Below are 26,244 nucleotides of genomic sequence, written 5' to 3'. Positions count from 1 at the left end.
TCAGAGGTTCAAATCCTCTCCCCGCAACCAAATCAAAAGCCCCTGCGGACGCATCTCCGCAGGGGCTTTTCGTGTTCCTCACTCGCGCTGATACCCATGGTAAGGAGCTTTTCCATCTGAACGCTTCCGCCGGGGCCGGCTGCAAACCCCTGGCGTCGTCGCCGTCATGCTCCCCTTGGGCCGCCGCCGGCAGCCGTGGCCGGCCTCCCGCCGGCGGCTGACGGCGCGTCCCCACACCCACAGCCAACGCCACCGGCCATTCTGCGGACGGCACCGCCGGGTCGGTCACCAGCGCCGCGATCGCATTGCGCAACCCGGCTTCCGTGGTGTCGAGCTCCGCCAAGCGTGCCTTCATTTCCCGGCGGTAGAGCCCATCCTCGACCGCTCGCAGGATGTTCGAACGCTTCCGCTCGACGTCCCTCAGCTTCCGCTCCATGGCGGCCCGCTCCCGGTTTCCGTCACGGGCTTGGCATTCAAGGTTTGCCTTCGCAATCGTCAGAAAGCGTTCGAGCCGCGCCGGCTGCATGAGCCGGTGGCGGAGGCCCTCCAGCAGGCGGCCCTCGATCTCATCCCGGCGGGCCCGCAAATCATTGGCGCAGGTGCCCTTCGAGCGGTTGCAGCCGTACTGGCTGCCGTTGACGATGACGTAGGGACTCCCACACTCACCGCATCGGATCAGGCCGGACAGGAGGTAGCGGTGGGCGCGGTTGAGAGGGGTGCCCGCACCATCACGCCCCATCTCCGTCCGGACTCCCTCCTGCTGCGACTTGACCCGATCCCAGAGGTCGTCGTCCAGAATCCGCAGGTGGGGCACCTCGAACGTCTCCCATTCCTCCGGAGGGTTGGGGCGCGCGAGGCGCTTTCCCGTGCGCGGGTCCTTCACGTAGCTGCACCGGTTCCATGCAAGCCGTCCGATGTAGAGGGCGTTGTTCAGGATGCCGGTGCCGCGCGCCACCTGACCGCGGATGGTGGTGTCGCCCCATTCCCGTCCATTGGGGCCGGGTACGCCTTCCACGTTCAAGCGGGCGGCGATCGCCCGCGGACTTTCCCCGGCGGCGTACTCGCGAATAATCCGGCGCACCACCTTCGCCTGCCCGTCGTCGATCGCCCGTGCTCCCCTGGCCTCCACGGCGACGCGATAGCCGTACCCAGGCCGCCGGCCGACAGCCCGGCCAGCACCTTTCCCAGCAAGCCGCGCCGGGTGCGGTGACGGAGCTCCTCGAGGTAGTGCTGCCCGATGGAGCCGAGGGTCCCGGCCATAAGCGCGGTGACTTCGCCGGTGTTGACGGCGTAGAGCTTGACCCTGTGGAAATCCAGGTGGTCGACGAGGCCGCCGACGGCGCTCAGCTGCCGGGACAGCCGGTCCACACTTTCCGCCACAACGACCTCGAACCGTCCGCGGGTGGTGTCCTCCTGAAGTTTCAGGAACCCGGCGCGGTTGCCGTCGGCACCGCTCTGGGCGCGGTCGGCGTAGACCTCGACCACCTCCCAGCCCTTGGCGGCGCAGAAGCGGTGGCAAATCTCCAGTTGGTCCTCGATCGACTGGTCCCGCTGCAAGTCGCTCGAATACCGAGCGTAAACGGCCGCCCTGAGCAGCCGGCCCGGCGTCACGTGGATGGTTCGTCGCATCGTCGGCCTCCAACACACCGAGTGCCAAAGTCTATTGGGCGTTCACGCCGATGTCGCCAGGGCGATCTTCCCGGCCCCGGGTATGGAGCCCTTTCCCCAAGCCGGGATCCCGCTGGGGACGAACGTCTTTTCCGCTCGCCCACGAACTCGGCATCGCCGGACGCATGGTCAAAGGGAGGAGGTGGGGCTCAAGCGGCGGGACCACCGGTCACCGTGATCCACGGAGCCACGGCTTCGAGACGGCGGATGTCGTCGGTGTCGATGGCGTATCGCCCCGGCAGGACGTCCGGAACGAGATCCTCCGCCCCATCAAGCTCTATGCCGTCGCGCGATACCAAGCCGAACTGATGGTCGTCACGGACGATCATGGCGGTGTTCCCGCCGGAGCGTCCCCGCCGTTCCGTCAGGATGGCATCAATGCGCCGGTCCGCCTCCTCGATCGCCGGAAAGACGGCCTGATTGATCGCCGCGCGCAATGATCGCCGGTCGCCATCGACGCTGAAGCGGCCGATGGCACGCTCCACGACGGGAACCATCCACGGCTCCGCCAGAATGCGGGGCCAGTGGTAGCGGATTCGAACGGTCCCGTCATTGCTGGCGGCTCGCTGGGTGGGGTTGAGGTCTTCGGCATCGCTCCGGATCGGCCTCGGCGCAGGTGTAGGCGTCGGTACGAGGAGCCGCGCACGGGCGTCGTCGGCGTGATTGGCCGCGGCCCACCGCTCCTCGGCGGCGTGGGCCGCCGCCATGATTCCGCCGGGCTTCGGGGTGGCGACGTATGCCGGCCAACCGTCGCGGGTTTCGCCGAACAAGGCGTCCGCCATCGCCTGATCGGCGCCGTGCTGTGCGATGCTGGCCAGAAGGGCGCCGCCGCGCCGTGGGTGCCCCGCCGGGGCCGCTCCGGACAGCGCCTCCATCAGCAGGAGCTGCCAATGGGTCAGCGCCGAGAACCCTTCAAAATCCGGCCGGCGGAACTCGCGGCGGATCGCGGCGGCCACTATGTATCAACGTTGTTGGAAGAGTATGCCGGGAGGTACTTGCAGGATCTCGGCGCGCCAGACAAGGGCCTATGCTTTTGCTTGGATGTTCAATCAGGCGGGCTGATCACCTCCCCAAAGGCGACGGCCAGGAAGCCGGCGAACATGGAGGCGTCGTGCGTGGCTATTGTCGAAAGGTGGCCCTCGATCAAGCCGCCTGACGATGCGGAGTAGAAAGCATCTACGTTTAACGCGGCCTTTCTGCCGTGGGTGCGTTTGCTACCGAATACCGGGTCCATCTTGGCGACCATCATGCGGGGCCGGCTGCCTCGCTGCTGGCGCACTCCCTCGCCTTGGCCAGCACCTCTGCAACGTGCTTCATCGCCCTCGTGAAATCCGAGGAAGAGCCCAACCTGGACACTGACCGACGTTCTATCTCGCTGATCTTGCGCATTTTTGTTAGTCGGAGTTGCGCGCCAGTGCACGATCACCCGCACCACCTGCCGCTTGGTGTGATGCGCCGCTCGAGGCACCGTCCGCTTGCTGCGGTGGGACGGGTCCGCATCGGTGAGTACCGTCGTCACGCCCCCCGTTCCGCGGCAGCGCGCACCGCCACGACGTCGCAGGGCGGGTTGCGCAGCAGACTTTCCGCGACGCTGCCGAACACCGCGTGCGCCAGCCTGGTGCGACGGTGTGTGCCGATCGCCAGGAGATCGGCATGGAGCTGTCGGCACTGTTGCCATAATGTCTTCAGCGGTTCCCCGTGGCAGGGCAGGGACCGCGGCTCGACCGCCGTCGTGAAGGCGCCCCGCACGGACGCCATCACGTCCCCGCCAGCGCCGGTCAGCTCCATCTGGGCTTGGTCGCGGACGGAGCTCGCGGTGTCTGGGCCGCACAGGAAGCCTTCGTACGGCACGTGGTACGCGTGGACGACGGAGACCTTCTCCGGCCGGAACCGATAGGCCAGACGCAGCGCCTCCTCCGAATGCACCGAAAAGTCGAAGGCAACGGCCACGCGCCGGTATGGCTCGAGCGCCGGGTTCTTCACGAGAAGGACCGGCTGGTCGGACTGCCGCAGCACCTGCCAGGCCGTCGAATCGCGGAAGCTGTCGGCCTCCCCGATGCGGTGGGCGCCGAGGACGACAAGGCCGGCCCCGATCTCGGCGGCCCGCCTTCGGATCTCGCAATCGGTGGTGCTGACGGCCACCTCGACCGATGGCAACGGCCCGCCGCCACGCGCGGCCAGATAGGCGCGAGACGCCTCCGCCGTCTGCTGCCCTTGGCGGTCGATGACCGCCTGCAAGGTGTCGTCCACCACGTGCACGGCGGTGAGGTTGGCGCCGTGCTCCCGCGCCGGCATCAGGTCGCGGTGCCGCGCGGCGATCCGCGGGTCGCAGCGTCCATGTGTCGTGCCACCAGCCGTGCAGCGCTTCGAGCGGCCTTGGCGGTCGGCAGGAAACCGGGGCGGCATCCGATCCCCACACTGCTGAAGGCGAGGTTTATCCAGGTTAATGCCGCCTCACACCATCGTGCGAGCGTGCGGATCCCACATACCGTTCTCAGGGGTATCGCATGAAGAATGAACGCCAGGACCACCGCCCCGATCCGCCGCGCATGGACCGGCTGATCCAGGAACACGTCCATGACCCATACGCGCTAAAATTGAAAATTCCGGATCCCGGGGTGTGCGAGCGCTGCCATGCAGTGTACGAGGAAGGCCGATGGCATTGGGGGCCGCGGCCGCTCCAGGCGGCGGAGACCGTCTGCCCAGCCTGCCATCGCATCGCCGACCGTTGCCCCGCCGGCATCGTGACGCTGAGCGGCGCCTACGTGGCGGCGCATCGCGACGAACTGCTGGCGCTCATCCGACATAACCAGGATCAGGAGAACGCCGAACACCCGATGAACCGGATCATGGACATCCGGGACACTGGAGATGGGCTGGAGGTCACGACCACGGACCTCCATCTGCCACGCCGCATCGGGGAGGCGCTGCGCAGCAACCACCGGGGGCGTCTGACGCTGCACTATGACGAGGGCGAGTGCTTCGTCCGCGTCCGGTGGCAGGCCGACTGACAGGAATCAGACAGCGGCGGGCTTAGTCGGCTAGGCTCTCCAGATAGGCGACGACATCCTCGATCTCATCGCGTGTGAGTGGCACGTCCGGCATCGGTGGGTGGGGGGCCGTCAACCAGCCGCGAACCCAGTGCGGGCGGTCGTGCCGCTGCCTCCCCAGGCTTTCCAGCGTCGGAGCGGCATCGCTTCCGCTCCGACCGCCTGGGCCGGCATGGCAGGACAGGCACCAGCGCTCCGCGATGCCACGTCCGGCAACAGGATCCGCCGCCAACGAGGTTGACGCCACCATTGTCCCGGCCACCACGATCAGGATCATTGGTGCGAACAGTCGCCCGATCATGGCGCCACGCCTTTCAAGGTGAGCAGGTAGGCGACGAGATCGTCGGTCTGCTCCAGCGTCAAACGGATGTTCGGCATCACGGGATGGGACGTCTGCATGTAGCTCCGCAATGCCAATTCCGTCAGTCCCGGATGGCGCATGCGCTCCGTCAGATCGGGTGCGGCCTTGGGGCCACCAAGCCGCTGGTCGGTGGACACGACGTGGCACTCGCTGCAGAAATCCGTGGCAAGCCGGCGACCGTTGGCAGCGTCGCCAGGACCGTTTGCGGCAACCGGCACGCTGGAGGCGAAGATCCCCACCAACGCCGCTGACAAACTGAGCACAATCGGGAACGCGTGCGGCCTCATCTCCGCCTCCTTTTGTTGCCGGATCGTCAGGGCTTCATGGTGTCCGCCGACCTGTGCTCGTTCAGAAAGTGGCACAAGACGATGTTCAGCACGGCTGCCCGTTCAGGACGCCCGTGCGCCCTAGCCTCCGCAATGTCGTCTTCGATCATCCGTCGGATTTCCTCCTGGCCCGCCGCCGTGCCCACGAGGTAGTTGCCGAGTTCGGCCGCGACGATCTCCGGCAGATGCTCATGCTCGGCGATCGCGTCGATCTCCTCTTCGCTCAGGCCGCTCAGCCCGATGCAGTCTTCGATCGTGATCACCATGGCGGGATCCTCCACCTCATTTATCAAATCAGTTTACGCCCGCACCGCGGGTCCCGGCTTGATCCAGGTTATTGCCGCGCGGAACAAGCGGGGCTGTCCTTGGGCGTTGACAACCGTCGCATCGCGATCGTGGCCCGACGCGCGGATGACCGGGGGAGCCGGGGATGCGGATACAGACCTTGTCGCCGGAGCAGGTGCTGGCGGGCCTGCGCAGCGGCGGGCACGGCCTGACCACGCGGGAAGCCGCGCGCCGGCTCGGCCGCTTCGGCGCCAACACGCTGAAAGCGCCGCGCCGCGAGCCGATGGCCGTCCGCCTGCTGCGCAGCTTCACCCATTTCTTCGCGCTGCTGCTCTGGCTCGCTGCGGCCCTCGCCGCGGTGGCGGAGATTCGCCAGCCGGGCGAGGGCATGGGGTTGCTGGCCATCGCGGTTGTCGCGGTGATCCTCGTCAACGGTCTGTTCAGTTTCGCCCAGGATTACCGGGCGGAGCGCGAACTGGCGGCGCTTGCGAAGCTGCTGCCGCAACGGGTGAAGACGTGGCGCGATGGCCAGGTCAGCGAGGTCGAAGCGGCGGCGCTCGTGCCTGGGGACGTGATCGTGCTGACGGCGGGGGACCGTGTGCCGGCCGACGCGCGGCTTCTCTCAGCCACCGGCGTGCGCCTCGACGCCTCGACGCTCACGGGGGAGTCGGTCCCGGTCCTGCGCACCGCCGACCCCTGCACGGAGCACGAGGCGCCGATGGCAGGCAACCTCGTCTTCGCCGGGACCTCGGTGGTCGCCGGGGAAGGGACGGCGCTGGTCTACGCCACCGGCAATCACACCGAATTTGGGCGCATCGCCAACCTGACCCAGGGGGAGCAGCGCGAGCGCTGGCCACTGCTCGGCGAGATCGCTGCGCTCAGCCGTCTGATCGCGGTGCTGGCCGTCGGTCTCGGCGCGGTGTTCTTCGCGATCGGCGTCCATGCCGGACAGCCGGTCATGGCGGCGTTCGTCTTCGCGATCGGCATCATCGTCGCCAACGTGCCGGAGGGGCTGCTGCCGACGGTGACGCTCGCGCTCGCCATGGCGGCCCGGCGGATGGCGCGGCGCAATGTGCTGGTCCGCCACCTTCCGGCGGTGGAGGCGCTGGGGTCGGCCACGGTGATCTGCACCGACAAGACGGGCACCCTGACGCTCAACCGCATGACCGTGCGGGCGACCGACGGCGAGCCGGGCGCGATCGCCGCGGTCGAGCGGCACTGCCACACGCTGGCGCGTTCGAAGACCGGCTGGCTCGGCGACCCCATGGAGGTGGCGCTGGTGGAGCACGCCGGCCCCGGTCCGGTCCATGCCCGCACCGGGGAGGTGCCGTTCGACACCGAGCGCCGGCGGCTCTCCACCCTGCACCGGGCGCCGACGGGGCCGGTGGTCTACACGAAGGGGGCGGCGGAGACGGTGCTGCCGCTGTGCACCGCCCGTGCGACGGCGGCCGGCGTGGTGCCGCTGGACGACACCGGGCGCGCCGCGGTGCTGGCGGCGCAGGATGCCATGGCCGACCGCGGCCTGCGGGTTCTTGCGCTGGCGTGGCGCGACGATCCCGACCCCGCCGACCCGGAACGGGGGCTGGTTCTGGCGGGGCTGGTGGGGCTGGAGGATCCCCCGCGCCCCGAGGTGCCGGACGCGGTCGCCAAGGCACGGGCCGCGGGCATCCGGGTCGTCATGGTCACCGGCGACCACCCGCACACCGCGCTCGCCATCGCACGCGAGATCGGGCTGGTGCGGGGCTCGGATCCGGAACTGGTGACGGGCGACGCGCTCCGCACGATGACCGACAGCCATCTCATGCTGGTGCTGGACGGCGACGAGGTCGTGTTCGCCCGCGTCGGCGCCGACCAGAAGCTCCGGATCGTGCAGGCGCTGCAGCGCCGCGGCGAGACGGTGGCGGTCACTGGGGACGGCGTCAACGATGCTCCCGCGCTGAAGCAGGGCGACATCGGCGTCGCGATGGGGCGTTGCGGCACCGACGTGGCTCGCGAGGCGGCGGACATGATCCTGCTCGACGACAATTTCGCCTCCATCGTCCATGCGGTCGAGGAGGGGCGCGCGGTGTTCGCCAACATCCGCCGGTTCATGACCTACATCTTCACCTCGAACATCCCCGAGATCGTCCCTTTCCTTGCGTTCATCCTTTTGGGCATTCCCCTGCCGCTCACCGTGGTTCAGATCCTGGCGGTAGACCTCGGCACCGATCTCCTGCCCGCCCTGGCGCTCGGCGCGGAACCGCCGCACCCCGGCGTCATGATCCGTCCACCACGGCCGCGCCGCGAACGCCTGTTGACCTGGGGGCTGCTGGCGCGCGCCTACCTTTTCCTTGGACCATTCGAAGCCGCCGCGGCGATGGGCGCCTTCTTCGTCGTGCTCGGCGATGGGGGCTGGCGGTGGGGGGACCATCTGGCCGCCGGCGATCCGCTCCACCGGCTGGCGACCACCGCGTGTCTCGCGGGGATCGTGGTGGCGCAGGTCGCCAACCTTCTTCTGTGCCGGGCAGACCGTGAGTCGATCCTGGACCGGTCGATGCCGCGCAATCCCCTCATCGGCTGGGCCATCATCGCCGAACTGCTGATCATTGCGGCCATCGTCTACACGCCGCCGGGCAACTTGCTCTTCGCCACCGCACCCTTGCCCTGGTGGGCGTGGCTCACACCGTTGCCGGCGGTGATGGCGATGGTCGTGGTGGAGGAAGCGCGCAAGGCGCTGGCGCGGTCGCTTCCATGCGTCAAGCCGTCCGCGCTCCGCGCCCCGACACTTTGATCGGATCAGGCCTGATGGCGTGGCGTGCGGCGAGGCAATGACCACATATACCCTTTAAGAGGCATGGTCGGGCGCATTGGGACAGGTCGGGCTGGATCGTGATCCAGATCAAGACGCCGCGCAGCCCGCTGTAGGACTGTTGCCGCAACGGACAAGCTTGGCGGAGGCCGGGAGAGCCGTGGGAGCCGGAGCAGCTCGACGCACGGTGCCACCGGCCTGCGGCGATGGCGACAGCGACGTTCGCGTCCATTCGTGCCGTTTGGCCAGGAGTCGGCCAGAATGACCGTAAATCTTTCAGGGTGCACCCCATTTTACACCGAGCTGTCGCTGGCCATTGCCGCGGCACTGGCAAGCGGCACGCATCGTGATCGCCACCTGCTGCTGCTGCACGAGCGTTTGCGTGAAATAGAGCAGTGCCAGGCAACGGTCCAGGCCGGGGCCGACCGCCTCCAGACCGCGGCCCGCAGCATGGACATCCGCTACCGCAGCCTGCTGCGCTCGCTGGTCAGCACACCGGCGCGGACGCCACTCGGAATCGCGGCCAAGTTTTCCATCGCGTGCGCCATGGACGGCCAATTCGAGGCGGCGCAGCTGGCGCCGGCTGGCCCCGCCGGCTGCCACGTCTTTGTCTCGGTGTTTCTCGACATCCTGGCGCAGGCGCAGTTGATTCCGGCGCCCCGTCTGGATCGTCCGCAATGAAACTGCGCTGAGGATGTTGGCCATGCCGACGAATTGCCAATCCTGCCCAGTTCGCCGTGACGGGCTGTGCGCGAGCATCGCAGACGAGCAGTTGTCGATGATGGTGGGTCTGAAACGGCCCCCTCGCACCATCCACGCAGGCGCCAATGTGTTCCTGGAAGGTGAACAGAACGACTTGGTCTACATCATCCGCCGCGGCTGGGCAGTGGCATCCACTCTGCACGAGAACGGCCGCCGTCAGGTCCTCCGCTTTGCCATGCCAAGCAACCTTGTCGGCTTCGCGACGCGATCCGACGGCAGCATGCCGTGCACGGTGGAGGCGGTCACCGAACTCATCGTCTGTCCGATTCCACGGCGGAAGCTGTTGCAGCTCTGTCAGGAGGTGCCGACGCTCGCCCTGTGCATAGCGTCCCAGTTTGCGACCGAAACGATCACGGACTGGCAACTGCTGGGGGCGCTCGGGACGTGCAATGCCGCCGAGCGGATTGCCCGGCTCTTCCTCACACTCTGCAACCTCCAGCGCCGCGAGGACGCATCGAACACGCCGGACTTGGTCCTGCCGATCAGCCAGACGATTATTGCCGATGCCACCGGCCTGACGGCCGTCCATGTCTGCCGGACACTGAAGGAGATGCGGCTGGCTGGATTGCTGACCTTCGCGAAAGGGCGCTTGCGGGTGCTCGACTGGGCGCGGCTCGCCCGCCTTGCCGAGATGAAGGATGTTGCCGTCGCGCCACTGTCCCACGCACTAGCCATCAGGCAGCGGGGCCGCCCGGCGCGAGCGGGTTGGGCCGGCCCTATCGGCGCCGACCTTGCGCCATAGGCCATCGAATCCGGGCCGCCGTGGTCAGGGCCGTGCCCGTGCCATCAGGTAAGCCTCCATGCCCGCCAGCGTAGCAAGCTGCGGGTAGTCGGCCTCCGGCACGACGACCCCCAGCCGGCGGTGCAGGGCGCTGACAAGGTTCAGGAAATCCATGGAGTCGATGTCGGTCGCCTCGCGCAGGTCGGCCTTTGGGTCCAGATGGGCGAGGTCGGCGTCGGGGGCGATGTCGCCCAGCGCTTCGAGCACGATGCGGCGCACGTCTTCGGCGGTCGCGAGAGGTTGGGTCATAGGCTGTCGGGCTCCTGCAGCAGGCGGTCGATCTCGGCAAGGAAGAGGGCGCCGGCGTGCCCGTCGCTCACGCGGTGGTCGGCGGCCAGCGTGGCCGTGACGACGGTGCGCAGTTCCACCCGGCCGCTCACCGCCCAGGGCCGCTCGACCGGCCGGCCGAAGCCGACGATGGCGACCTGGGGCGGATAGATCACCCCGAACACGCTGTCCACGCCACGCTCGCCGAGGCTGGTCACCGTGATCGTCGCATCTCCCAGCTCCGAACTGCGCAGATGGCCGGCGCGTGTCCGGCCGACGAGATCCCGCAGCCGCGCCATCAGGTCGTCCAGACCGAGCGTGTCGGTGTCGCGGATCGCCGGAGCGGCGAGGCCACCGCCGCGGATCGCGACCGCCGCGCCCACATGGATCCCGGCTCCGGGACGGAAATCGCCGTCAACGTTGTGGCCATTGAACCGGGGATGGCGGCGCAGGGCGAGGGCGACGGCCTTCAGCTCCAGTGCCGCGAGCAGCAGCCGCTCCTCCGGCGCTCGGTCCGCGTTGGTCCGGGCGAGCCAAGCCGTGGCGTTCGTCAGGTCGATGGTGGACCCGAGGTAATAGTGGGGGATTTCCCGCTTGGAACGGGCCATGGCGGCGGTGATCGCCCGGCGCATGTCGGCGAGATCGATCCCGGCGGCGCGACGCGGAGCAGCGCGCTCGACGTCGGCGAGCCGGACGGCGCCGCCGGGACCGCTCCCCGCGAGGCCGGCAAGCTCGATCCCGCGCTCCGCCGCCAGCCGCCGCGCCGCCGGCGAGGCGAGGGTCGGGGCGCCTGCGGGTGGTTGCGGGGGCGATGCCGCCGGAGCCGCTGCGATCTCGAGAACGGGCACCATCGCCGGCGTCATGGTCGCAACCGCGGCTTCCTCCCCGGCCAGCGTGGCGAGCGGGGTGCCCACCGGCACCGTGGTGCCGGGGGCGACGAGCAGCCGTTCGATGACGCCGTCCTCGAACGTCTCGACCTCGATGGCGCCTTTCTGCGTCTCCACGACGGCGACGATGTCGCCCCGCCGGATCGCGTCGCCGGGCCGCTTCAGCCATTCGACGAGTGTTCCCGCCTCCATGTCGGCGCCGAGGGACGGCATGCGGAACAGGCCCATCACGCCCCCTCCCGCAACCCCACCGCCGCCTTGGCGGCGGCCACGATGGCGGCCGGCTGGGGCAGGGCCGCCTGTTCCAGGTGGCGGGGGTAGGGGATGGGCACCTCGGCACTGCACACGCGGGCGACCGGTGCGTCCAGGCTCCAGAAGGCCCCCTCCATGATGCGCGCGCTCACCTCCGCGGCGAGGCTGCCGGTCAGCCAGCCCTCGTCAACCACCACTGCGCGCCGGGTCCGGCCCACCGACTCCAATATGGTGCCGAGGTCGAGCGGGCGCAGCGTCCGCAGGTCGATCACATCGGCGGAAATCCCCTCCGTGGCCAGGGTCTCGGCCGCCGCCAGCGTCTTCGGCAGGCTGCCGCCGTAGGTGACCAGCGTGACGTCGCGTCCGCTGCGGCGCACCGCCGCCCGGTCGATGTCCACCGGCCCGGCGCCGGCGTCCAGCGTCCCTTCCGTGTTGTAGAGCATGACATGCTCGAAGATGACGACCGGGTCGGGGTCCTGGAGCGCCGTCCACAGCATGCCGCGCGCATCCTCCAGCGTCGCCGGGGCCAGCACGCGCAGGCCGGGGACATGGGCGTACCAGCCCTCCAGGCTGTGCGAGTGCTGCGCGGCGAGCTGCCGTCCGGCGCCCGTCGCCATGCGGATCACCACCGGCACGCCGAGCTGCCCGCCGGACATGTGCCGGAGCGTGGCGGCGTTGTTGACGATCTGGTCCAGCGCCAGAAGGCTGAAGTTGACGGTCATGACCTCCACGATCGGCCGCATCCCGCCCAGCGCGGCGCCGATGCCCGCACCCACGAAGGCGGACTCCGACAGCGGCGTGTCGCGGACGCGGTCCGGTCCGAACTCGTCGTACAGGCCCTTGCTGACGGCGTAGCAGCCGCCGTAGCGGCCGACGTCCTCGCCCATCAGGAAGGCCCGGTCGTCGCGCAGCAACGCCTCGCGGATCGCCTCCCGCACCGCGTCGCGGTAGGTGATGGTGCGGCCGGCGGCCTCCACGACGGGGCCGGCGGGGGTCACGATGGCGGGCGTGACGGTCGCGGTCATGGTCGCACCTCGCGGGTGTAGACGTCGCGGGCGAGATCCTCGACTGGCTCCCAGCTGCCGGCCTCGGCGAAGGCGACGGCGCGTTCCACCTCCGCCTCGGCGTCGCGCCGGATGCCGTCGAGTTCGGCGTCGTGCAGCGCCCCGGTCTGCCGCATCCAGCCGGCGAGGCGGTCGATGGGGTCGCGGTGCCTCCACGCCTCCACCTCCGCCTTGTCGCGGTAGAGCTGGGGGTCGAACATGGAGTGCGCGCGGAAGCGGTAGGTCCGGCATTCCAGGAACTGCGGCCCCGCCCCGTCGCGGATCGCCGCCGTCATGCGCCGGGCCGCCGCCTCCACCGCGACGGCGTCCATCCCGTCCACCGCCTCCGACGCCATGCGGTAGGCGGCGGCCTTGGCGTGCAGGTCGGGCTCGGACTGCACCCGCTCCAGCCGGGTGCCCATGGCGTAGAGGTTGTTCTCGCATACGAACAGCACGGGAAGGGTCCACAGCGCCGCCAGGTTCATCGTCTCGTGGAACTCGCCCTCGGCGGTGGCGCCGTCGCCGAAGAAGCAGGCGGTTATGCAGCGCCGTTCCCTCATGCGGTCGGCCAGCGCCAAGCCGGCCGCCAGCGGCAGCCCGCCGGCGACGATGGCGTTGCCGCCGTAGAAGCGGGTGGCCGCGTCGAACAGGTGCATGGAGCCGCCGCGGCCGCGGCTGCATCCCTCCCGCTTGCCGTACATCTCCGCCATCACCGCGTCCATGGACACGCCCCGCAGGATGGCGTGCCCGTGCTCGCGGTAGGTGGAGACCACGGCGTCCTCCGGCTCCAGGCAGCGGAACACGCCGGCGGCCACCGCCTCCTCGCCGATGCAGAGGTGGAGGAAGCCGCGGATCTTCTCCTGCTGGTAAAGCTCGGCGCAGCGTTCCTCGAAGCGGCGGACGCGGACCATGTCCCGCAGCAGTCCCAACAGATGCGCGCGGGACAGGTGCGGCTTCGCCCCATGATGCGGCTCGATCGCGGTGGTCATCGCTCGTCGCTCTCCAGGGTGGACAGGTCGCCTTCCGGCAGGCCAAGCTCGCGCGCCTTCAGCAGGCGGCGCATGATCTTGCCGCTGCGCGTGCGCGGCAGCCCGGCGCGGAACTCCAGCTCCTTCGGCGCCACCGCCGGACCCAGGCGGCGGCGGGCGTGGGCCAGCAGGTCGTGGCGCAGCTCGTCCCCCGCCGTCCAGTCGGGCTTCAGCGCGACGAAGGCCTTGACCGCCTCGCCGCCGACCGGGTCGGGGATGCCGATGACGCCGGCCTCGGCCACCGCCGGGTGCTCCAGCAGCGCGCTCTCCACCTCGAACGGGCCAATCAGGTGGCCGGCGGACTTGATGACGTCGTCGCCGCGTCCGACGAACCAGAAGTACCCGTCGGCGTCGCGCATCGCGAGATCGCCGGTCAGGTACCAGTCGCCCGCGAAGCAGCGGCAGTAGCGCTCCTCCTCGCCGAGATAGCCGCGGAACATCGAGGGCCAGCCGCGGCGCAGCGCCAGCTCACCCGCCGTCATCGGCGAGTCCACGACGCGCACACCGCCATCGGGGGTGCGCTCGACGATCGCGGCGTCGATGCCGGGGAGCGGCCGGCCCATGGAGCCCGGGCGGACGTCCATGGCCGCGAGATTGGCGATCATGATGCCGCCGGTCTCGGTCTGCCACCAGTTGTCGTGGAAGGGCCGGCCGAGGACGCGGTGGCTCCACGCTACCGCCTCCGGGTTCAACGGCTCGCCGACGCTCGCCAGGAAGCGCAAGGCGCCCAGGTCATGGCGGCGCGCGGGCTCCTCCCCCGCCTTCATCAGCATGCGGATGGCGGTGGGGGCGGTGTACCAGACGGTGACCCGGTGCCGCTCCAGGATGCCGTACCAGCGTTCGGCGTCGAATTCGCCCTGGTCCACCACCATGGTGGCGCCCACGGTCAGGGGGGCGATGATGCCGTAGGAGGTCCCCGTGACCCAGCCCGGATCGGCCGTGCACCAGAACACGTCGCCGGGCAGGAGGTCGAGGGCCATGCGGGCGGTCGCGTGGTGCGCGACCACCGCGCCGTGGACATGAACCGCCCCCTTCGGCCGCCCGGTGGTGCCGCTGGTGAAATGCAGCAGCGCCATGTCCTCGGGTGCGGTGGGGACCACGGCGAAGTCCGCACCGGCCGCCGGCAGCGCGGCGTCCAGGTCGATGCAGCCCTCCGCCGACGCCGACATGCCGCCGGTCAGCAGCACATGGCGCAATCCTGGCAGCATGTGCCGCCACGGCTCCACCTTGCGGCGGTACATCGCCTCGGTGGTGACCAGCACGCGGGCGTCGCCGAGGGTGGCGCGGGTGCGCACCGGTTCCGGCCCGAAGGCGGAGAAGAGCGGGGCGAAGACCGAACCGGCCTTGAGCGTGCCGAGTGCCGCGACGTAGAGCGCCGGAACGCGCCCAAGCAGGGAGAACACCCGCTCCCCCCGACCAACGCCCAGGTCGCGCAGGAGGTTGGCGAAGCGGTTGGTCCGCACGGTCAGGTCCGCGTAGCGGAACTCCTCGACCGCACCGTCCTTCGTCACCGAGCGTAGCGCCACGCGCTCCCCGCGCCCGCGCGCGACGTGCCGGTCCAGCGCCTCATAGGCGATGTTCAGCCCCCCGTTTGGCAGGCCGTCCAGTTCCGCGCGCGCGGCCTCCCAGGAAAAGGCGGATCGCGCCGCGTCGTAATCGCCGACGACCGCCGACGCCTTCTCGGCCGGACCCTTGACGATCGTGTTCCAGGCCATGGCCGTTGTCTCCCGCGCTCAGGCCGGAATCCGCCACAGGGCGCGCACGTCGCGGGGCAGGGACTCCGCGATCTTGCGGATTTCGCCGGCGGGGAGGCGGGCGGCCAGCAGGTCGAACACGGCGCCGGTCAGGCGCTCGGGATCCGCTTCCTGAAAGCCTTGCATCTCCGCCATGACGCAATCGTGGAACTCCTCGAGGCTGTGATAGGGGAGCGGGGTGTCGGACGGGCGCCAGCCTTCGTAATAGAAGCCGCGCACCAGCATCGGCATCCCGGCGCCGAGATGCACCGCCAGTCCCGGTTCCAGGCGATCGCGCAGGGCGTGCAGCACCGCGCGGAGCGCGCGGTAGGCCAGGCGCCGGTCGTCCGTGTGGAGCCACGTCATGAGGTCCTTCAGCCACGCGTTGGTCCGTTGGACGGTCTCGTCGAAGGCCGGCAAGCTGTTGGTGGACATCGGTACTCTCCTTCCCAGCGCGGTCGGACGGTCATCGTAGGAGCGCTGGAGGGGGCGGACGTTTATCCAGGTTAAGTCCCGGACGATCCTCAATGCTGATCGCAAAGCACTCGGCGCCTGAGTCAATCCGACGGCAAGCCAACGGGACCGCGGAGAGGCGACTGTCGGACGGAGGCGGCACCGCGACGGCTACGGTGTTCGACACGTTTATTTTTTGTGTCTGCTGTCGCCTGCGCCCGAAGCTTTGCAGGTATCTCCGTCAAGATATGACGTCGCTACTCCGCGGATGGGCGATCAGAGGCGGTTCACCTCGAAATCCTCGCAGATTCCTCACGATCCGACATGACGCAAGCTCCCATCGGCAATGGTCCGCCGCTTACGGCCGGATGACGATCAAATCCTCCACGCACTGCACGCCGGGCGTCGACCACGCGGTTCCCAGCGCCAATTCGCGCTCCTGCCAAGTCCTGACGATGCCGCCGATGGTCACCGTGCCACCCGTGGCGGACACCGTGATGTTCTCGGCGTCCGTAAGGGCGCTGCGGCGCAGGGCGTCCACAATCGACCGCCGGCCGCCACCGATGGTGCGACCGCGATCTCGTTGCGGATGCCGCGGACACCGGAAAGCGATCGCACCGTATACTCGGCGGCGGTCTTCTCGTATTGCCAGTCCACCGTACCGCGCAGCGTCAGGATGCCGTCCTCGGCCTCCACCATGATGCGGCTCCTTGGAACGAACTCGGCCCAGTCGAGGCTCTTGAGAGCCCGCTCGGCGATCTCGGGGTCGCTTCGCTTGCGATCGCTGGCGAGCCGGACCGTCACGTCCATGGCGATGCCGCGCACCCCTTTGACCCGCTGGACGGCGTGCTCGGCCGCCACGCCGATGTGTGCCGCATTGATACTGGGATCCCTTTCCAGCTCCGCCAGCACGCGGTGCTGCAGCCCTTCATCGTCGCCCGGGACATGCGGGGCTGCCGTTTCGATCTCTATGGGAACCCTCCTCCTTCTGCGCCGGATACCGCTCCGGCGAGAGAATGGGCCGGCGAATGCGCATCGGCCTTAACCGGGGTTAAGGTGAGTCCCGCCATCGCTCCTCTACCCTCCGGTCGTATGTCCACGGGGAAGAGGAGGGCGGGCCATGTCCGATGCCCGTTACGTCCGCTGGTTCGCCGAACTCGGCCGCGGCGACGTGCCGCTGGTAGGTGGGAAGAACGCCTCCCTCGGCGAGCTGCGCCGCAACCTGACACCGCTCGGAATCCCGGTACCCGATGGCTTCGCCCTGACGGCGGACTCCTTCCGCGATGCGCTGACCGCGGCCGGCGCGTGGGGCGAGTTGCACGACCTGCTGGACGGGCTTGGCAAGGAGGACGTGGCGCGTCTCGCCCGTTGCGGCGCGCGGGCGCGGGACCTCGTCTACGCCGCCGGGCTGACGCCCGCGGCGGAGGCGGAGCTGCGCCGGGCCTGGGCGGCCCTGTCGGCCGAGCATGGCCCCGATCTCGCTGTCGCCGTGCGCAGTTCGGCCACGGCGGAGGACCTGCCCACCGCCAGCTTCGCCGGCCAGCACGAGACCTATCTGAACGTGGCGGGGGAGGCCAACCTGCTGGACGCGGTGAAGCGCTGCCAGGCCTCCCTCTTCACCGACCGGGCCATAGCCTACCGCATCGACCAGGGCTTCGACCACTTCAAGGTCGCCCTGTCGGTGGGCGTGCAGACCATGGTGCGCTCCGACCTCGCCGCCGCCGGGGTGATGTTCTCCATCGACACCGAGACGGGCTTCCCCGACGTGGTCTTCATCACCGGCGCCTACGGTCTGGGCGAGACGGTGGTGCAGGGTGCGGTTGATCCGGACGAGTTCTACGTCCACAAGCCGACCTGGAGGCTGGGCGCCCGTGCCGTGCTGCGCCGCCGCCTTGGCGAGAAGCAGGTCAAGATGGTCTACCGCACCGGCCGGACGCGCGAGGCCACGCGTGTCGTGCCGACGCCCGACGCCGACCGCCGGCGCTTCTGCCTCACCGATCGGGAGGTCGTCACACTGGCGGAGTACGCGATCCGCATCGAGGACCATTACGGCTGCTCCATGGACATGGAGTGGGCCAAGGACGGGCTCGACGGCCTGATCTACGTCGTCCAGGCACGGCCGGAGACGGTCGCCTCCCGGCGCCGGCCGATGGAGCTGGAAAGCTTCGTCCCCGACGGCCGTGGCGAGGTGTTGGCGCAGGGGCGTGCGGTGGGCGCCCGCATGGCGGCGGGTCCTGTGCGGATCGTGACCGACCCCCACCACCTGTCGGCCTTCCGCCCCGGCGAGGTGCTGGTGGCCGACACCACCACGCCGGACTGGGAGCCGGTGATGAAGACCGCGGCCGCCATCGTCACCAACCGCGGCGGCCGCACCTGCCACGCCGCCATCGTGGCCCGCGAGCTGGGCATCCCCGCGGTGGTCGGCGCGGAGACGGCCACCGCGGCGCTCGGCGACGGGCGCACCGTCACCGTGTCCTGCGCGGAGGGGGAGGTGGGCCGGGTCTATGACGGGGCGGTTCCCTTCCACGTCGAGCGCGTCGACCTCGGCAGTCTCGAGCGGCCGCAGACGCGCATCATGGTGAACATCGGCAACCCCGAACAGGCCTTCCAGACCGCCGCGCTGCCGGTGGACGGGGTTGGGCTCGCGCGGATGGAGTTCATCATCAGCGAGACCATCCGCGCGCACCCGATGGCGCTGCTGCATCCCGAGCGCGTCCAGGACGCGGCCGAACGGGACCGGATCCGCGACCTCGCCGGCGGGCATCCGGACGGTGCCGCGTTCTTCGTGGAGCGCCTGTCGGAGGGGATCGGAACCATCGCCGCCGCCTTCCACCCGCGGCCGGTCATCGTGCGCCTGTCCGATTTCAAGACCAACGAGTACGCGGCCCTGGTCGGCGGCCGGTGGTTCGAGCCGGTGGAGGAGAACCCCATGCTGGGCTTCCGCGGCGCCGCCCGGTACGCGCACGAGGCGTACGAGGAGGGTTTCGCGCTGGAATGCCGGGCGCTCGCCCGCGTGCGGGACGACATGGGGCTGACCAACGTGACGGTCATGGTCCCCTTCTGCCGCCGCGTGGCGGAGGCGGAGCGGGTGCTGGCCACCATGGCGCGGCACGGGCTGGAGCGAGGGCGGGACGGGCTCGAGGTCTATGTCATGTGCGAGATCCCGAACAACGTGCTGCTGATCGACGAGTTCTCCCGGCTGTTCGACGGCTTCTCCATCGGCTCCAACGACCTGACCCAGCTGACGCTTGGGGTGGACCGCGACAGCCCGCTGGTCGCCTTCGATTTCGACGAGCGCGACCCGGGTGTGCTCGCCTTCCTGCGCCAGACGGTGGAGGGTGCGCGGCGCAATGGCCGGTCCTGCGGGATCTGCGGGCAGGCGCCGTCGGACTACCCGGAGATCGCCGAATTCCTGGTCCGCCTCGGCATCGGCTCGATGAGCCTGACTCCGGACAGCGTTCTGCGCACGCTGCGTATGGTGGTGAATCTCGAACACTCGCTCGGCCGGCCGCCGCGGGCGGACGCCTGACGACAGGGGAGGAGACTATGAATCATCTGGTCGTCTTCGCTCACCCGCGCCCCGGCAGCTTCGTCCGGCAGCTCGTGGGCGCCTACGTCGATGAACTCGAGCGTTGCGGCCATGCGGTGACCGTGCGCGATCTCTACACGATGGGCTTCAACCCCGTTCTCTCGGAAGCGGAGCTTGCCGGCACGGGAACGGTCCCGGACGACGTGCGGGCGGAGCAGGAGCTGATCCGCGCCGCCCACGCGATCACCTTCGCCTTTCCGATCTGGTGGGCGTCGATGCCGGCGATCCTGAAGGGTTATGTGGATCGCGTTCTCACCTACGGCTTCGCCTGGCGGATGCGCGGCGAGAGCCCCGAGGGCGGGCTGACCGGGCGCAAGGGCGTGCTCATCACCAGCTCCGGCGCGCCCATGGAGTATCTGGCCGCGTCCGGGGAGATGCGGGCCTTCACCGTCACGCAGGACCAGGCGATCATGGGCCTGTGCGGGCTGACGGTGGTGGCGCACCTGCACTGCGCCGGCCTTGGCCCGGAGACCACGTCGGAGGACGTGGACGAGCATCTGGCGCGCGTCCGCCGGCTCGTCGCCGACCATTTCTGACGCCCTGCCGCACGCAATCGAAGGTTCTCCTCCTGGACTTGATGTGGAAAAAGGCAACAAGCGCGGATCCTGCGGGATAATCGGCCCGACTCATGGAATGACGTTGAACCGAGGGAGGAAACCATGATCCCGCAGTTTACCTACATCATCGAGCCGACGGATGCGCGCTGGACGATCAAGTTCGGTGGCGGCGACACCACCGGACAGTTCCCGTTGTGGCGGGCCGCGCTCGAGGCAGCCATCCAGGATGCGATAAGGGTTCGCCGGCTCGGCTACGCCGTTGACGTGCTGGCTCGCCGGGCGGACGGCTCGCTCCGGAAGGTTCCCCCGTCCGTCAACACTGGCACGACGTCCCCGGGCTGGCCGGATGCGGGCTACCGGGACTGCGGCAAGGCGGGAAAGCCCTCGGTGGGATGACGCTATCGCCCGAACAGGCCGACAAGTTCGGCCGTGCCGAGGGTGTGTTGGTGCGCGGCGTGTTCCACCTCCCGGCACGGCGGATGGGGGCTCGGCACCAGCGTTGGGACATCCAACGCGTAGAGCCGGAACCGGTAGCGGTGGAGTCCATGCCCGACGGGCGGGCAGGGGCCCCGGTAGCCCAGCCGGCCGAAGTCGTTCACCGCCTCCTTGAGGCCGGTATGGGCGCGATCGGGCAGGTGCCGGACATTCCCGGGGATGTCGTAGACGGCCCAGTGCCGGAAGGTGCCGGATGGCGCGTCCGGGTCGGAGCAGACGATCGCGAAGCTCATGGTGCCGGGCGGCACGTTGGTCCATTCCAGCGGTGGCGGCTCGTCCTCGCCCTCGCAGGTGAAGCGGTGGGGGATGCGCTCCCCGTCCTCGAAAGCCTGGCTGGCCAGTCGCATAGGGTTCCTCCTGTTGTCGCGGTCATCGGAGCCGGTCAACGCCCGGTTCCATCCGCGTCGAACGCGTCGGGCGTCGGCCCGGGGCGGGCGGCGATCATCACCTCGGTGGTGATCAGCAGCCCCGCAACCGATGCGGCGTCCTGTAGGGCGATGCGCACGACCTTGGTGGGGTCGATGATCCCCCTCTCCACCAGATTGCAGCACTCGTCCGCCTGGGCATCGTAGCCATAATCGGTGTCGTTCTGTTCCAGCAGCCGGCCGACGATCACCGACCCATCGACGCCGGCGTTGGCGGCGATCTGGCGGATCGGTGCTTCCAGTGCGTGGCGGACGATTCCGATGCCGACGCGCTGGTCGTCGTTGCCGGGACGGATGCCGCCGAGCGCGCGTGTCGCATAGAGCAGAGCGGCACCACCACCGGCGACGATCCCTTCCTCCACCGCGGCACGGGTGGCGTTCATCGCGTCCTCGACCCGGTCCTTGCGCTCCTTCACCTCGGTCTCGGTCGCACCGCCGACGCGGATCACCGCCACGCCGCCGGTCAACGCGCCGACGCGCTCCCGCAGCGCCTCGCGGTCGTGGTCCGAGGCGGCCTCTTCGGCCAATCGTCGGATTTGTCCGCAGCGGGCCTCGATCGTGTCCTTGGCGCCGGCACCGTCGATGATGGTCGTCGACTCCTTGTCCACGCGCACGCGCCGCGCCTTGCCCAGCATGTCGATGGTGACGCCTTCAAGCGCGATGCCCAGGTCTGCGGAAACGAGATGGCCGCCCGTGACGACGGCGATGTCCTCCAACATCGCCCGGCGGCGGTCGCCGAAGCCGGGTGCCCTGACCGCGCAGGCCTTCAGCCCGCCGCGGAGCTTGTTGATCACGAGCGTGGCCAGCGCCTCCCCTTCCACGGTCTCCGCCACGATCAGCAGCGGGCGTCCGGACTTCATCACCGATTCCAGAAGGGGCAGGAGCGGCTGCACGCTGGACAACGTCGTCTCGTGCAGAAGGATCAGGACGTCCTCCAGTTCCGCCGTCATGGCGTCGGCGTCGGTGATGAAGTAGGGGGAGAGATAGCCACTGTCGATGCGCAGGCCCTCCACCACGTCCAGTTCGGTCCCCGTCCCCTTCGCCTCCTCCACGGTGATGACGCCCCGATGCCCGACCCGTCCCATGGCGCGGGCCAGCAGATCCCCGATTTCGCGCTCCCCGTTGGCCGAGATCGTGCCGACCTGCGCGATCTCCCCGGCGGTGGACACGGTCCGGGAGCGCGCCCGGATGTCCCCGACGACCGCCTCGACGGCCGTGTCGATGCCGCGTTTGAGGTCCATTGGATTCAGTCCGCCAGCCACCGCCTTCGTGCCTTCGCGCAGGATGGCCTGGGCCAGCACGGTGGCGGTGGTCGTGCCGTCGCCGGCGTCGGTGCTGGTCCTGGTGGCGACCTCGCACACCATGCGGGCCCCCATGTTCTCGAACCGGTCGGGAAGCTCGATTTCCTCGGCCACGGTGACGCCGTCCTTGGAGATGCGGGGCGGACCGAACTCCCGCTCGATCAGCACGTTGCGGCCGCGGGGACCCAGCGTGGCCTTGACGGCGTCGGCGAGGATCTCCACGCCGCGCAGCATCCTTTCCCTCGCTTCGGTCGAAAAGCGGACGTCTTTCGCTGTCATCGTCCATCCTCCCCTGAAGTGGCCGTCGGCGCCGTGGCGCAAGTCCCCTTCGCCCAACTGTCTGTGCGGTCAGCGCAGATAGGCCTCCGCCGCGTAGCGGCGCATCATGCGCTGGCTGTTGAAGTGGCTGGCGATCTTGCTGATCGACTGTTTCATCATCCAGATCCAACGGGCGCGGTCGTTGCGGTGGAGCGGCAGCACCTCGGATTCCAGCTTGTGGTAGAGGTCCTCCGCATCGTCGGCCGCCGTGCCGAGGTCGGCGTCGCCGATGGCCCAGCCGGTGACGCCGTCGATGCAGGCCTCCATCCACCACCCGTCGAGCACGCTGAGGTTCAGCACGCCATTCAGCGCCGCCTTCATGCCGCTGGTGCCGGACGCCTCCAGCGGCGGCAGCGGCGTGTTCAGCCACACGTCGCAGCCGGAGGTGAGGAAGCGTGCCAGTTCCATGTCGTAACCGGGCAGGAAGACGACGGGAACGTCCCCCGCCAAGTCCCGCGCGCAATGGTGCAGCGCCTCGATCGCGCGCTTTCCCACCTCGTCGCGCGGGTGCGCCTTGCCGGCGACCAGTATCTGGAACGGATGGCCGCGCGCGAGGGCACGCAGACGGTCGAGGTTGCTGAAGATCAGGTCGGGGCGCTTGTAGCCGGTCATCCGCCGGGCGAAGCCCAACATGAGGACGTCCGGCGCCAACGCCGCACCGGTGAGCGCCTCGACCCGGTCGAGCAGGGCGCGCTTGGCCGTCTCGTGCGCCGACCACACCGCGGCGTCGTCCAGCGTATCGGCGCGCACCAGCACCTCGGGCTCGTGGCGCCACTGGGGGAAAGACGTCTGGTAGAGTTGCGCGATGCTCTCGCAGGTCCAGGTCTCCACATGCACGCCGTTGGTGATGGCATGGACGCGGTAGCCGGGGAACATGTGCCGGGAGATCTCGGCGTGCCGCTTGGCGACGCCGTTGACGTAGCCGCTGAGGTTCAGCGCCAGCCGCGTCATGTTCAGGCAATCGGTGCCGGCGAAGGCCTTCAGCGCCTCGACATCCGCTCCCGTTCCCAGCGTCCGTTCCACGAGATCGTAGGGGAAGCGGTCGTGCCCCGCCTCCACCGGCGTGTGGGTGGTGAAGACGCAGCGCTGCCGCGCCGGCTCCGGATCGTGGGCGCCGCCCTCCGTCAGACGGCCGTCGGCGTGGCGCTGGTCGTTCAGGAGCTGCAGGGCCAGCAGGGCGGAATGCCCCTCGTTCATGTGGTAGGTCTCGATCTCGAAGCCCAGCGCGCGCAGCAGGCGGAAGCCGCCAATGCCCAGCGCGACCTCCTGCTTCAGGCGGTAGGCGTCATCCCCACCGTACAGGGTGCCCGTGATCGCGCGGTCCTCCGGATCGTTCTCGTCGAGCGCCGTGTCCAGCAGGACGACTGGCACCTCGTAGCCCAGCGTGCCCCGGTGCCGGTAGAGCCACGGACGGACCCAGACGTCGCGCCCCTCGATGGAGACCGCCACCTTGGCCCCCAGCGGCTGGGCCCAGCGTTCCGGTTCCCATGGATCGGGCTGTTCGCCCTGGCGGCCGTCGGCGTCGATGACCTGCCGCAGGTAACCGTTCCGGCTGATCAACGTGACGAAGACCACCGGCAGCTCCAGGTCGGCGCAGGACCGCACCGTGTCTCCGGCCAGGATACCCAGGCCGCCGGCGTAGCTGTGGATCTCCGGCTGCAGCGCGATTTCCATGGAGAAGTAGGCGATGCGGCAGCGCTGGGTGAAGGCCGCGACCATGTCGGTCTAGGCCCCCGGCTGGGGCCACTCCAACTCGCGGGCCGGGCGGCGGAGATAGGTCCTGGCGATGGCGTCGGCGGCGTTCGCCAGGATCGACTCCCGCTCAGGCGCCCGCTCGCCGCAGCCCATGCGGTAGAGCGCCCGCGACAGCTCGGCGATCCATTCCCGCGTCTGCTCGCCCTGTCCGTAGAGCGCATGGAACAGACGGACCGAGGCCAAGGCATCGGCCACGATCTGGTGCTCCGCCCGCTCCCTCAAGAGGTCGATATCGGTGTGTGTCATCACGCTCGCTCCCTGGAGAACCGGTTGAAAAGGGGGTTCTGCGGGGATGGTGGCCGTCGATGGCGCCGTTCGCCTTAACCTGGGTTAGGGCGGCGGGCGTATGCCTGCTCGGCAATGTTGATGACTATGTCGGCGAGGGTGTCCGTGGGCTGCGTGAAGAGAATGCCGAAGGGCAGGCTCCCGATCACGTCCTCCGCAGCGTACACCGGCGACGGCAGCACCACCCCCCAGGGCGAGGGCCAGGGCGGTCAGGGCGGCTGCAGGGTGCGTCCTTCCCGTCATGTCATCAGCGGCTTTGCCGTGGGCCGGGGCGGATGCCTCACCTGCGTCTGCCGAAACGCACGTCTCGAAACCTTCTACGACTGCCTGAATCAGGGCTGGCACAGCGTGACGGTATCTCACCCTTCCCCGATCCGGTCGGCCTCCTCGGCCAGCCGATGCAACTCAGGAGCGATCTCCACCGTCAGGGTAGCGTGACGGCTCAGGCTGCGGAGAGGGTTCGGCAGGCTTGCCAGCTGCGTAGCAGCGTAGCGGCGGATGTTGGCCAGGTCGGGTGAAGGGAACAGGCGGTGTCCACCACGCATCACCGGCACCAGCATGGGGCGTCCCGGCTCCCGCGCGTCCGCGGTTGTGAGCCGGTCGGCAGCGATGCGGCCGTCGATTCCGTGGAGCCGGAAGACCTGCTTGCGCCCGGGCCATGTCTGCTTGCCCGGGGACCGCTTGCGCCGCGGCCGTCCATCGTACTCCACAAGCTTGTAGGCGCAGTCGAGCGCCGGCGCGTCGCTGGAGGTGGTGAGACTGGTGCCGACGCCGAAGCTGTCGATGGGGGTGTCCGCCTCCACCAGTTTGGCGACCGACTCCTCGTCCAGCCCACCGCTTGCGATGATGCGTGTGCCGGTCAGGCCGCCCGCGTCGAGGATGGACCGCACCCGCCAGGACAGCGCCTCCAGGTCGCCGCTGTCGAGCCGCACGCCGGCCAGTTCGATGCCTTCGGCCGAGAGCCCGTGTGCAAGTGCCACCGCCTTGCGCGCTGCCGTCTCCGTGTCATAGGTGTCGAGCAGCAGGACGAGGTTGCCGGGACGGGACCGGGCGAAATTCACGAAGGCTGCCGATTCCCGTTCGTGCGCCTGGACGAAGGAATGCGCCATCGTGCCCACGACCGGGATGCCGAAGCGGCGCGCGGCCAGTGCCGTTGCCGTTCCCGCGAACCCGGCCAGCCAGCTTGCGCGCGCCGCCAGCAGACCCGCTTCCGCGCCATGCGCACGCCGCAGCCCGAAGTCCACCAGCGGCCGGCCACGGGCGGCCAGCACCAACCTTGCGGCCTTCGAGGCGACGACGGTCTGGAAGTGGACGAGGTTGATCAGACGAGTCTCGAGCAGTTGCGCCACCGGCAGGCTGGCGGTGACGCGGAGCAGTGGTTCATGGGCGAAGAAGACCGTTCCCTCCGGCAATGCGTCGACGTCGCCCATGAAGCGGAAGTCGGCGAGCGCTTGCAGCGCGGTGTCGGAGAGGTTGGCGTGTTCCCGCAGCCAGGCGATGTCGTCGGCCGTGAAGCGGGCGTGCTCCAGGAAGTCGAGCGCCTGTTCCAGCCCGGCCGCGATCAGGAAGTTGCGGCCCGGCGGGAGTTTGCGGACGAACAGCTCGAACGACGCGCCACCGGTCATCCCGTGATCGATGTAGGCGTGCAGCATCGCCAGTTCGTAGAAGTCCGTGAGCAGGAGGCTGTCCCCATCGCATGGATCGCCGGAAGCCGTTGTCATCGTCCTGATCCTTCGAGAAGAGGCGCCGCGTCGGGGCGGCGGCGATCGATCCGGCCACCGCCGCACGCGCGAACCGCATCCCACGCCCGAACCGCGGCCGGCGTCTTCTACGCC

At 69.3% G+C, this 26,244-nt stretch carries 27 protein-coding genes; 7 read left to right on the top strand and 20 right to left on the bottom strand.

Annotated features, from left to right (window positions below):
- The 5 genes from HL658_RS20265 to HL658_RS20245 all read right to left on the bottom strand — a co-directional run.
- Nucleotides 1-1,084 (bottom strand): recombinase family protein (locus HL658_RS20265; RefSeq protein WP_180283908.1); only part of this gene is annotated, 1,084 nt, incomplete at its 3' end.
- Entirely contained in the window at nt 1,018-1,629 is a 612-nt protein-coding gene (locus HL658_RS20260; RefSeq protein WP_180283909.1) for a recombinase family protein, read from the bottom strand. The genes HL658_RS20265 and HL658_RS20260, both read right to left, overlap by 67 nt.
- Nucleotides 1,630-1,817: 188 nt before the next feature.
- Complete coding sequence (locus tag HL658_RS20255; RefSeq protein ID WP_180283910.1) at nt 1,818-2,624, bottom strand: hypothetical protein; 807 nt, start codon at nt 2,622-2,624, stop codon at nt 1,818-1,820.
- Between the two features lie 89 nt (nt 2,625-2,713).
- Entirely contained in the window at nt 2,714-3,187 is a 474-nt protein-coding gene (locus HL658_RS20250; protein ID WP_180283911.1) for a hypothetical protein, read from the bottom strand.
- Nucleotides 3,184-4,074, bottom strand: coding sequence for a universal stress protein (locus tag HL658_RS20245; protein ID WP_180283912.1), 891 nt, complete (start codon nt 4,072-4,074; stop codon nt 3,184-3,186). The genes HL658_RS20250 and HL658_RS20245 overlap by 4 nt, the downstream gene beginning before the upstream one ends.
- Before the next feature lie 101 nt (nt 4,075-4,175).
- On the opposite strand from HL658_RS20245, the gene HL658_RS20240 reads away from it, so the two are divergent.
- On the top strand, nt 4,176-4,679 hold the full coding sequence (locus tag HL658_RS20240; RefSeq protein WP_180283913.1) for a BCAM0308 family protein: 504 nt from the start codon (nt 4,176-4,178) through the stop codon (nt 4,677-4,679).
- A gap of 336 nt (nt 4,680-5,015) precedes the next feature.
- Here HL658_RS20240 and HL658_RS20235 read toward each other — a convergent pair whose 3' ends face one another.
- Both HL658_RS20235 and HL658_RS20230 read right to left on the bottom strand, forming a co-directional pair.
- Nucleotides 5,016-5,366 carry a c-type cytochrome gene (locus tag HL658_RS20235; protein WP_180283914.1) on the bottom strand — a complete coding sequence of 117 codons (351 nt, stop codon included), beginning with the start codon at nt 5,364-5,366 and terminating at the stop codon, nt 5,016-5,018.
- Nucleotides 5,367-5,392: 26 nt separating this feature from the next.
- A complete protein-coding gene (locus HL658_RS20230; RefSeq protein WP_196242295.1) occupies nt 5,393-5,671 on the bottom strand; it encodes a hypothetical protein in 279 nt (92 codons plus the stop codon).
- Nucleotides 5,672-5,835: 164 nt separating this feature from the next.
- On the opposite strand from HL658_RS20230, the gene HL658_RS20225 reads away from it, so the two are divergent.
- The 3 genes from HL658_RS20225 to HL658_RS20215 all read left to right on the top strand — a co-directional run bounded on the left by HL658_RS20225 (nt 5,836) and on the right by HL658_RS20215 (nt 9,982).
- Nucleotides 5,836-8,460, top strand: a complete 2,625-nt coding sequence (locus tag HL658_RS20225) for a cation-translocating P-type ATPase (RefSeq protein WP_180283915.1) — start codon at nt 5,836-5,838, stop codon at nt 8,458-8,460.
- A 279-nt stretch (nt 8,461-8,739) separates the two neighbouring features.
- Entirely contained in the window at nt 8,740-9,159 is a 420-nt protein-coding gene (locus tag HL658_RS20220; RefSeq protein WP_180283916.1) for a hypothetical protein, read from the top strand.
- A 22-nt stretch (nt 9,160-9,181) separates the two neighbouring features.
- Nucleotides 9,182-9,982: a Crp/Fnr family transcriptional regulator gene (locus HL658_RS20215; protein ID WP_180283917.1), complete on the top strand. Its 801-nt coding sequence runs from the start codon at nt 9,182-9,184 to the stop codon at nt 9,980-9,982.
- Between the two features lie 24 nt (nt 9,983-10,006).
- On the opposite strand, the gene HL658_RS20210 is transcribed toward HL658_RS20215, so the two are convergent.
- From HL658_RS20210 to HL658_RS20175, 8 genes are all read right to left on the bottom strand, one after another.
- Nucleotides 10,007-10,270 carry an acyl carrier protein gene (locus HL658_RS20210; protein ID WP_180283918.1) on the bottom strand — a complete coding sequence of 88 codons (264 nt, stop codon included), beginning with the start codon at nt 10,268-10,270 and terminating at the stop codon, nt 10,007-10,009.
- On the bottom strand, nt 10,267-11,403 hold the full coding sequence (locus tag HL658_RS20205) for a dihydrolipoamide acetyltransferase family protein (protein ID WP_180283919.1): 1,137 nt from the start codon (nt 11,401-11,403) through the stop codon (nt 10,267-10,269). Before HL658_RS20205 ends, HL658_RS20210 begins: the two co-directional genes overlap by 4 nt.
- The gene (locus tag HL658_RS20200; RefSeq protein WP_180283920.1) at nt 11,403-12,452 is read right to left on the bottom strand and encodes an alpha-ketoacid dehydrogenase subunit beta; all 1,050 of its coding nucleotides are present in this window, start codon (nt 12,450-12,452) and stop codon (nt 11,403-11,405) included. Before HL658_RS20200 ends, HL658_RS20205 begins: the two co-directional genes overlap by 1 nt.
- Nucleotides 12,449-13,459 carry a pyruvate dehydrogenase (acetyl-transferring) E1 component subunit alpha gene (pdhA, locus tag HL658_RS20195; RefSeq protein ID WP_180283921.1) on the bottom strand — a complete coding sequence of 337 codons (1,011 nt, stop codon included), beginning with the start codon at nt 13,457-13,459 and terminating at the stop codon, nt 12,449-12,451. Before pdhA ends, HL658_RS20200 begins: the two co-directional genes overlap by 4 nt.
- The gene (gene acsA, locus HL658_RS20190) at nt 13,456-15,213 is read right to left on the bottom strand and encodes an acetate--CoA ligase (protein ID WP_180283922.1); all 1,758 of its coding nucleotides are present in this window, start codon (nt 15,211-15,213) and stop codon (nt 13,456-13,458) included. Before acsA ends, pdhA begins: the two co-directional genes overlap by 4 nt.
- An 18-nt stretch (nt 15,214-15,231) precedes the next feature.
- Complete coding sequence (locus tag HL658_RS20185; protein WP_180283923.1) at nt 15,232-15,666, bottom strand: DUF2267 domain-containing protein; 435 nt, start codon at nt 15,664-15,666, stop codon at nt 15,232-15,234.
- Nucleotides 15,667-16,042: 376 nt separating this feature from the next.
- Complete coding sequence (locus tag HL658_RS20180) at nt 16,043-16,177, bottom strand: BON domain-containing protein (protein ID WP_343055222.1); 135 nt, start codon at nt 16,175-16,177, stop codon at nt 16,043-16,045.
- The gene (locus HL658_RS20175) at nt 16,153-16,596 is read right to left on the bottom strand and encodes a BON domain-containing protein (protein ID WP_180283925.1); all 444 of its coding nucleotides are present in this window, start codon (nt 16,594-16,596) and stop codon (nt 16,153-16,155) included. The genes HL658_RS20180 and HL658_RS20175 overlap by 25 nt, the downstream gene beginning before the upstream one ends.
- Before the next feature lie 208 nt (nt 16,597-16,804).
- Here HL658_RS20175 and ppsA point away from each other — a divergent pair, with 208 nt between their 5' ends.
- From ppsA to HL658_RS20160, 3 genes are all read left to right on the top strand, one after another.
- A complete protein-coding gene (ppsA, locus tag HL658_RS20170; protein WP_180283926.1) occupies nt 16,805-19,213 on the top strand; it encodes a phosphoenolpyruvate synthase in 2,409 nt (802 codons plus the stop codon).
- Nucleotides 19,214-19,230: 17 nt separating this feature from the next.
- A complete protein-coding gene (locus HL658_RS20165; protein ID WP_180283927.1) occupies nt 19,231-19,809 on the top strand; it encodes an NAD(P)H-dependent oxidoreductase in 579 nt (192 codons plus the stop codon).
- Nucleotides 19,810-19,932: 123 nt separating this feature from the next.
- The gene (locus HL658_RS20160; protein ID WP_180283928.1) at nt 19,933-20,226 is read left to right on the top strand and encodes a hypothetical protein; all 294 of its coding nucleotides are present in this window, start codon (nt 19,933-19,935) and stop codon (nt 20,224-20,226) included.
- 2 nt (nt 20,227-20,228) lie between these two features.
- On the opposite strand, the gene HL658_RS20155 is transcribed toward HL658_RS20160, so the two are convergent.
- From HL658_RS20155 to HL658_RS20135, 5 genes are all read right to left on the bottom strand, one after another.
- Complete coding sequence (locus HL658_RS20155; protein ID WP_180283929.1) at nt 20,229-20,672, bottom strand: YbhB/YbcL family Raf kinase inhibitor-like protein; 444 nt, start codon at nt 20,670-20,672, stop codon at nt 20,229-20,231.
- A gap of 35 nt (nt 20,673-20,707) precedes the next feature.
- The gene (groL, locus tag HL658_RS20150; RefSeq protein ID WP_180283930.1) at nt 20,708-22,330 is read right to left on the bottom strand and encodes a chaperonin GroEL; all 1,623 of its coding nucleotides are present in this window, start codon (nt 22,328-22,330) and stop codon (nt 20,708-20,710) included.
- Between the two features lie 69 nt (nt 22,331-22,399).
- The gene (gene glgP, locus HL658_RS20145) at nt 22,400-24,088 is read right to left on the bottom strand and encodes an alpha-glucan family phosphorylase (RefSeq protein ID WP_180283931.1); all 1,689 of its coding nucleotides are present in this window, start codon (nt 24,086-24,088) and stop codon (nt 22,400-22,402) included.
- A gap of 6 nt (nt 24,089-24,094) precedes the next feature.
- Nucleotides 24,095-24,370 (bottom strand): hypothetical protein, encoded by a 276-nt coding sequence (locus HL658_RS20140; RefSeq protein ID WP_180283932.1) that lies wholly within the window; start codon nt 24,368-24,370, stop codon nt 24,095-24,097.
- A gap of 398 nt (nt 24,371-24,768) precedes the next feature.
- Nucleotides 24,769-26,130 (bottom strand): nicotinate phosphoribosyltransferase, encoded by a 1,362-nt coding sequence (locus HL658_RS20135; protein WP_180283933.1) that lies wholly within the window; start codon nt 26,128-26,130, stop codon nt 24,769-24,771.
- Nucleotides 26,131-26,244: the final 114 nt, after the last annotated feature.

The organism is Azospirillum oleiclasticum (assembly GCF_013423485.1).
GTDB lineage: Bacteria > Pseudomonadota > Alphaproteobacteria > Azospirillales > Azospirillaceae > Azospirillum > Azospirillum oleiclasticum.
The sequence above is the reverse complement of the archived record's forward strand: the minus strand, read 5'-3'. Positions and strand labels throughout refer to the sequence as shown.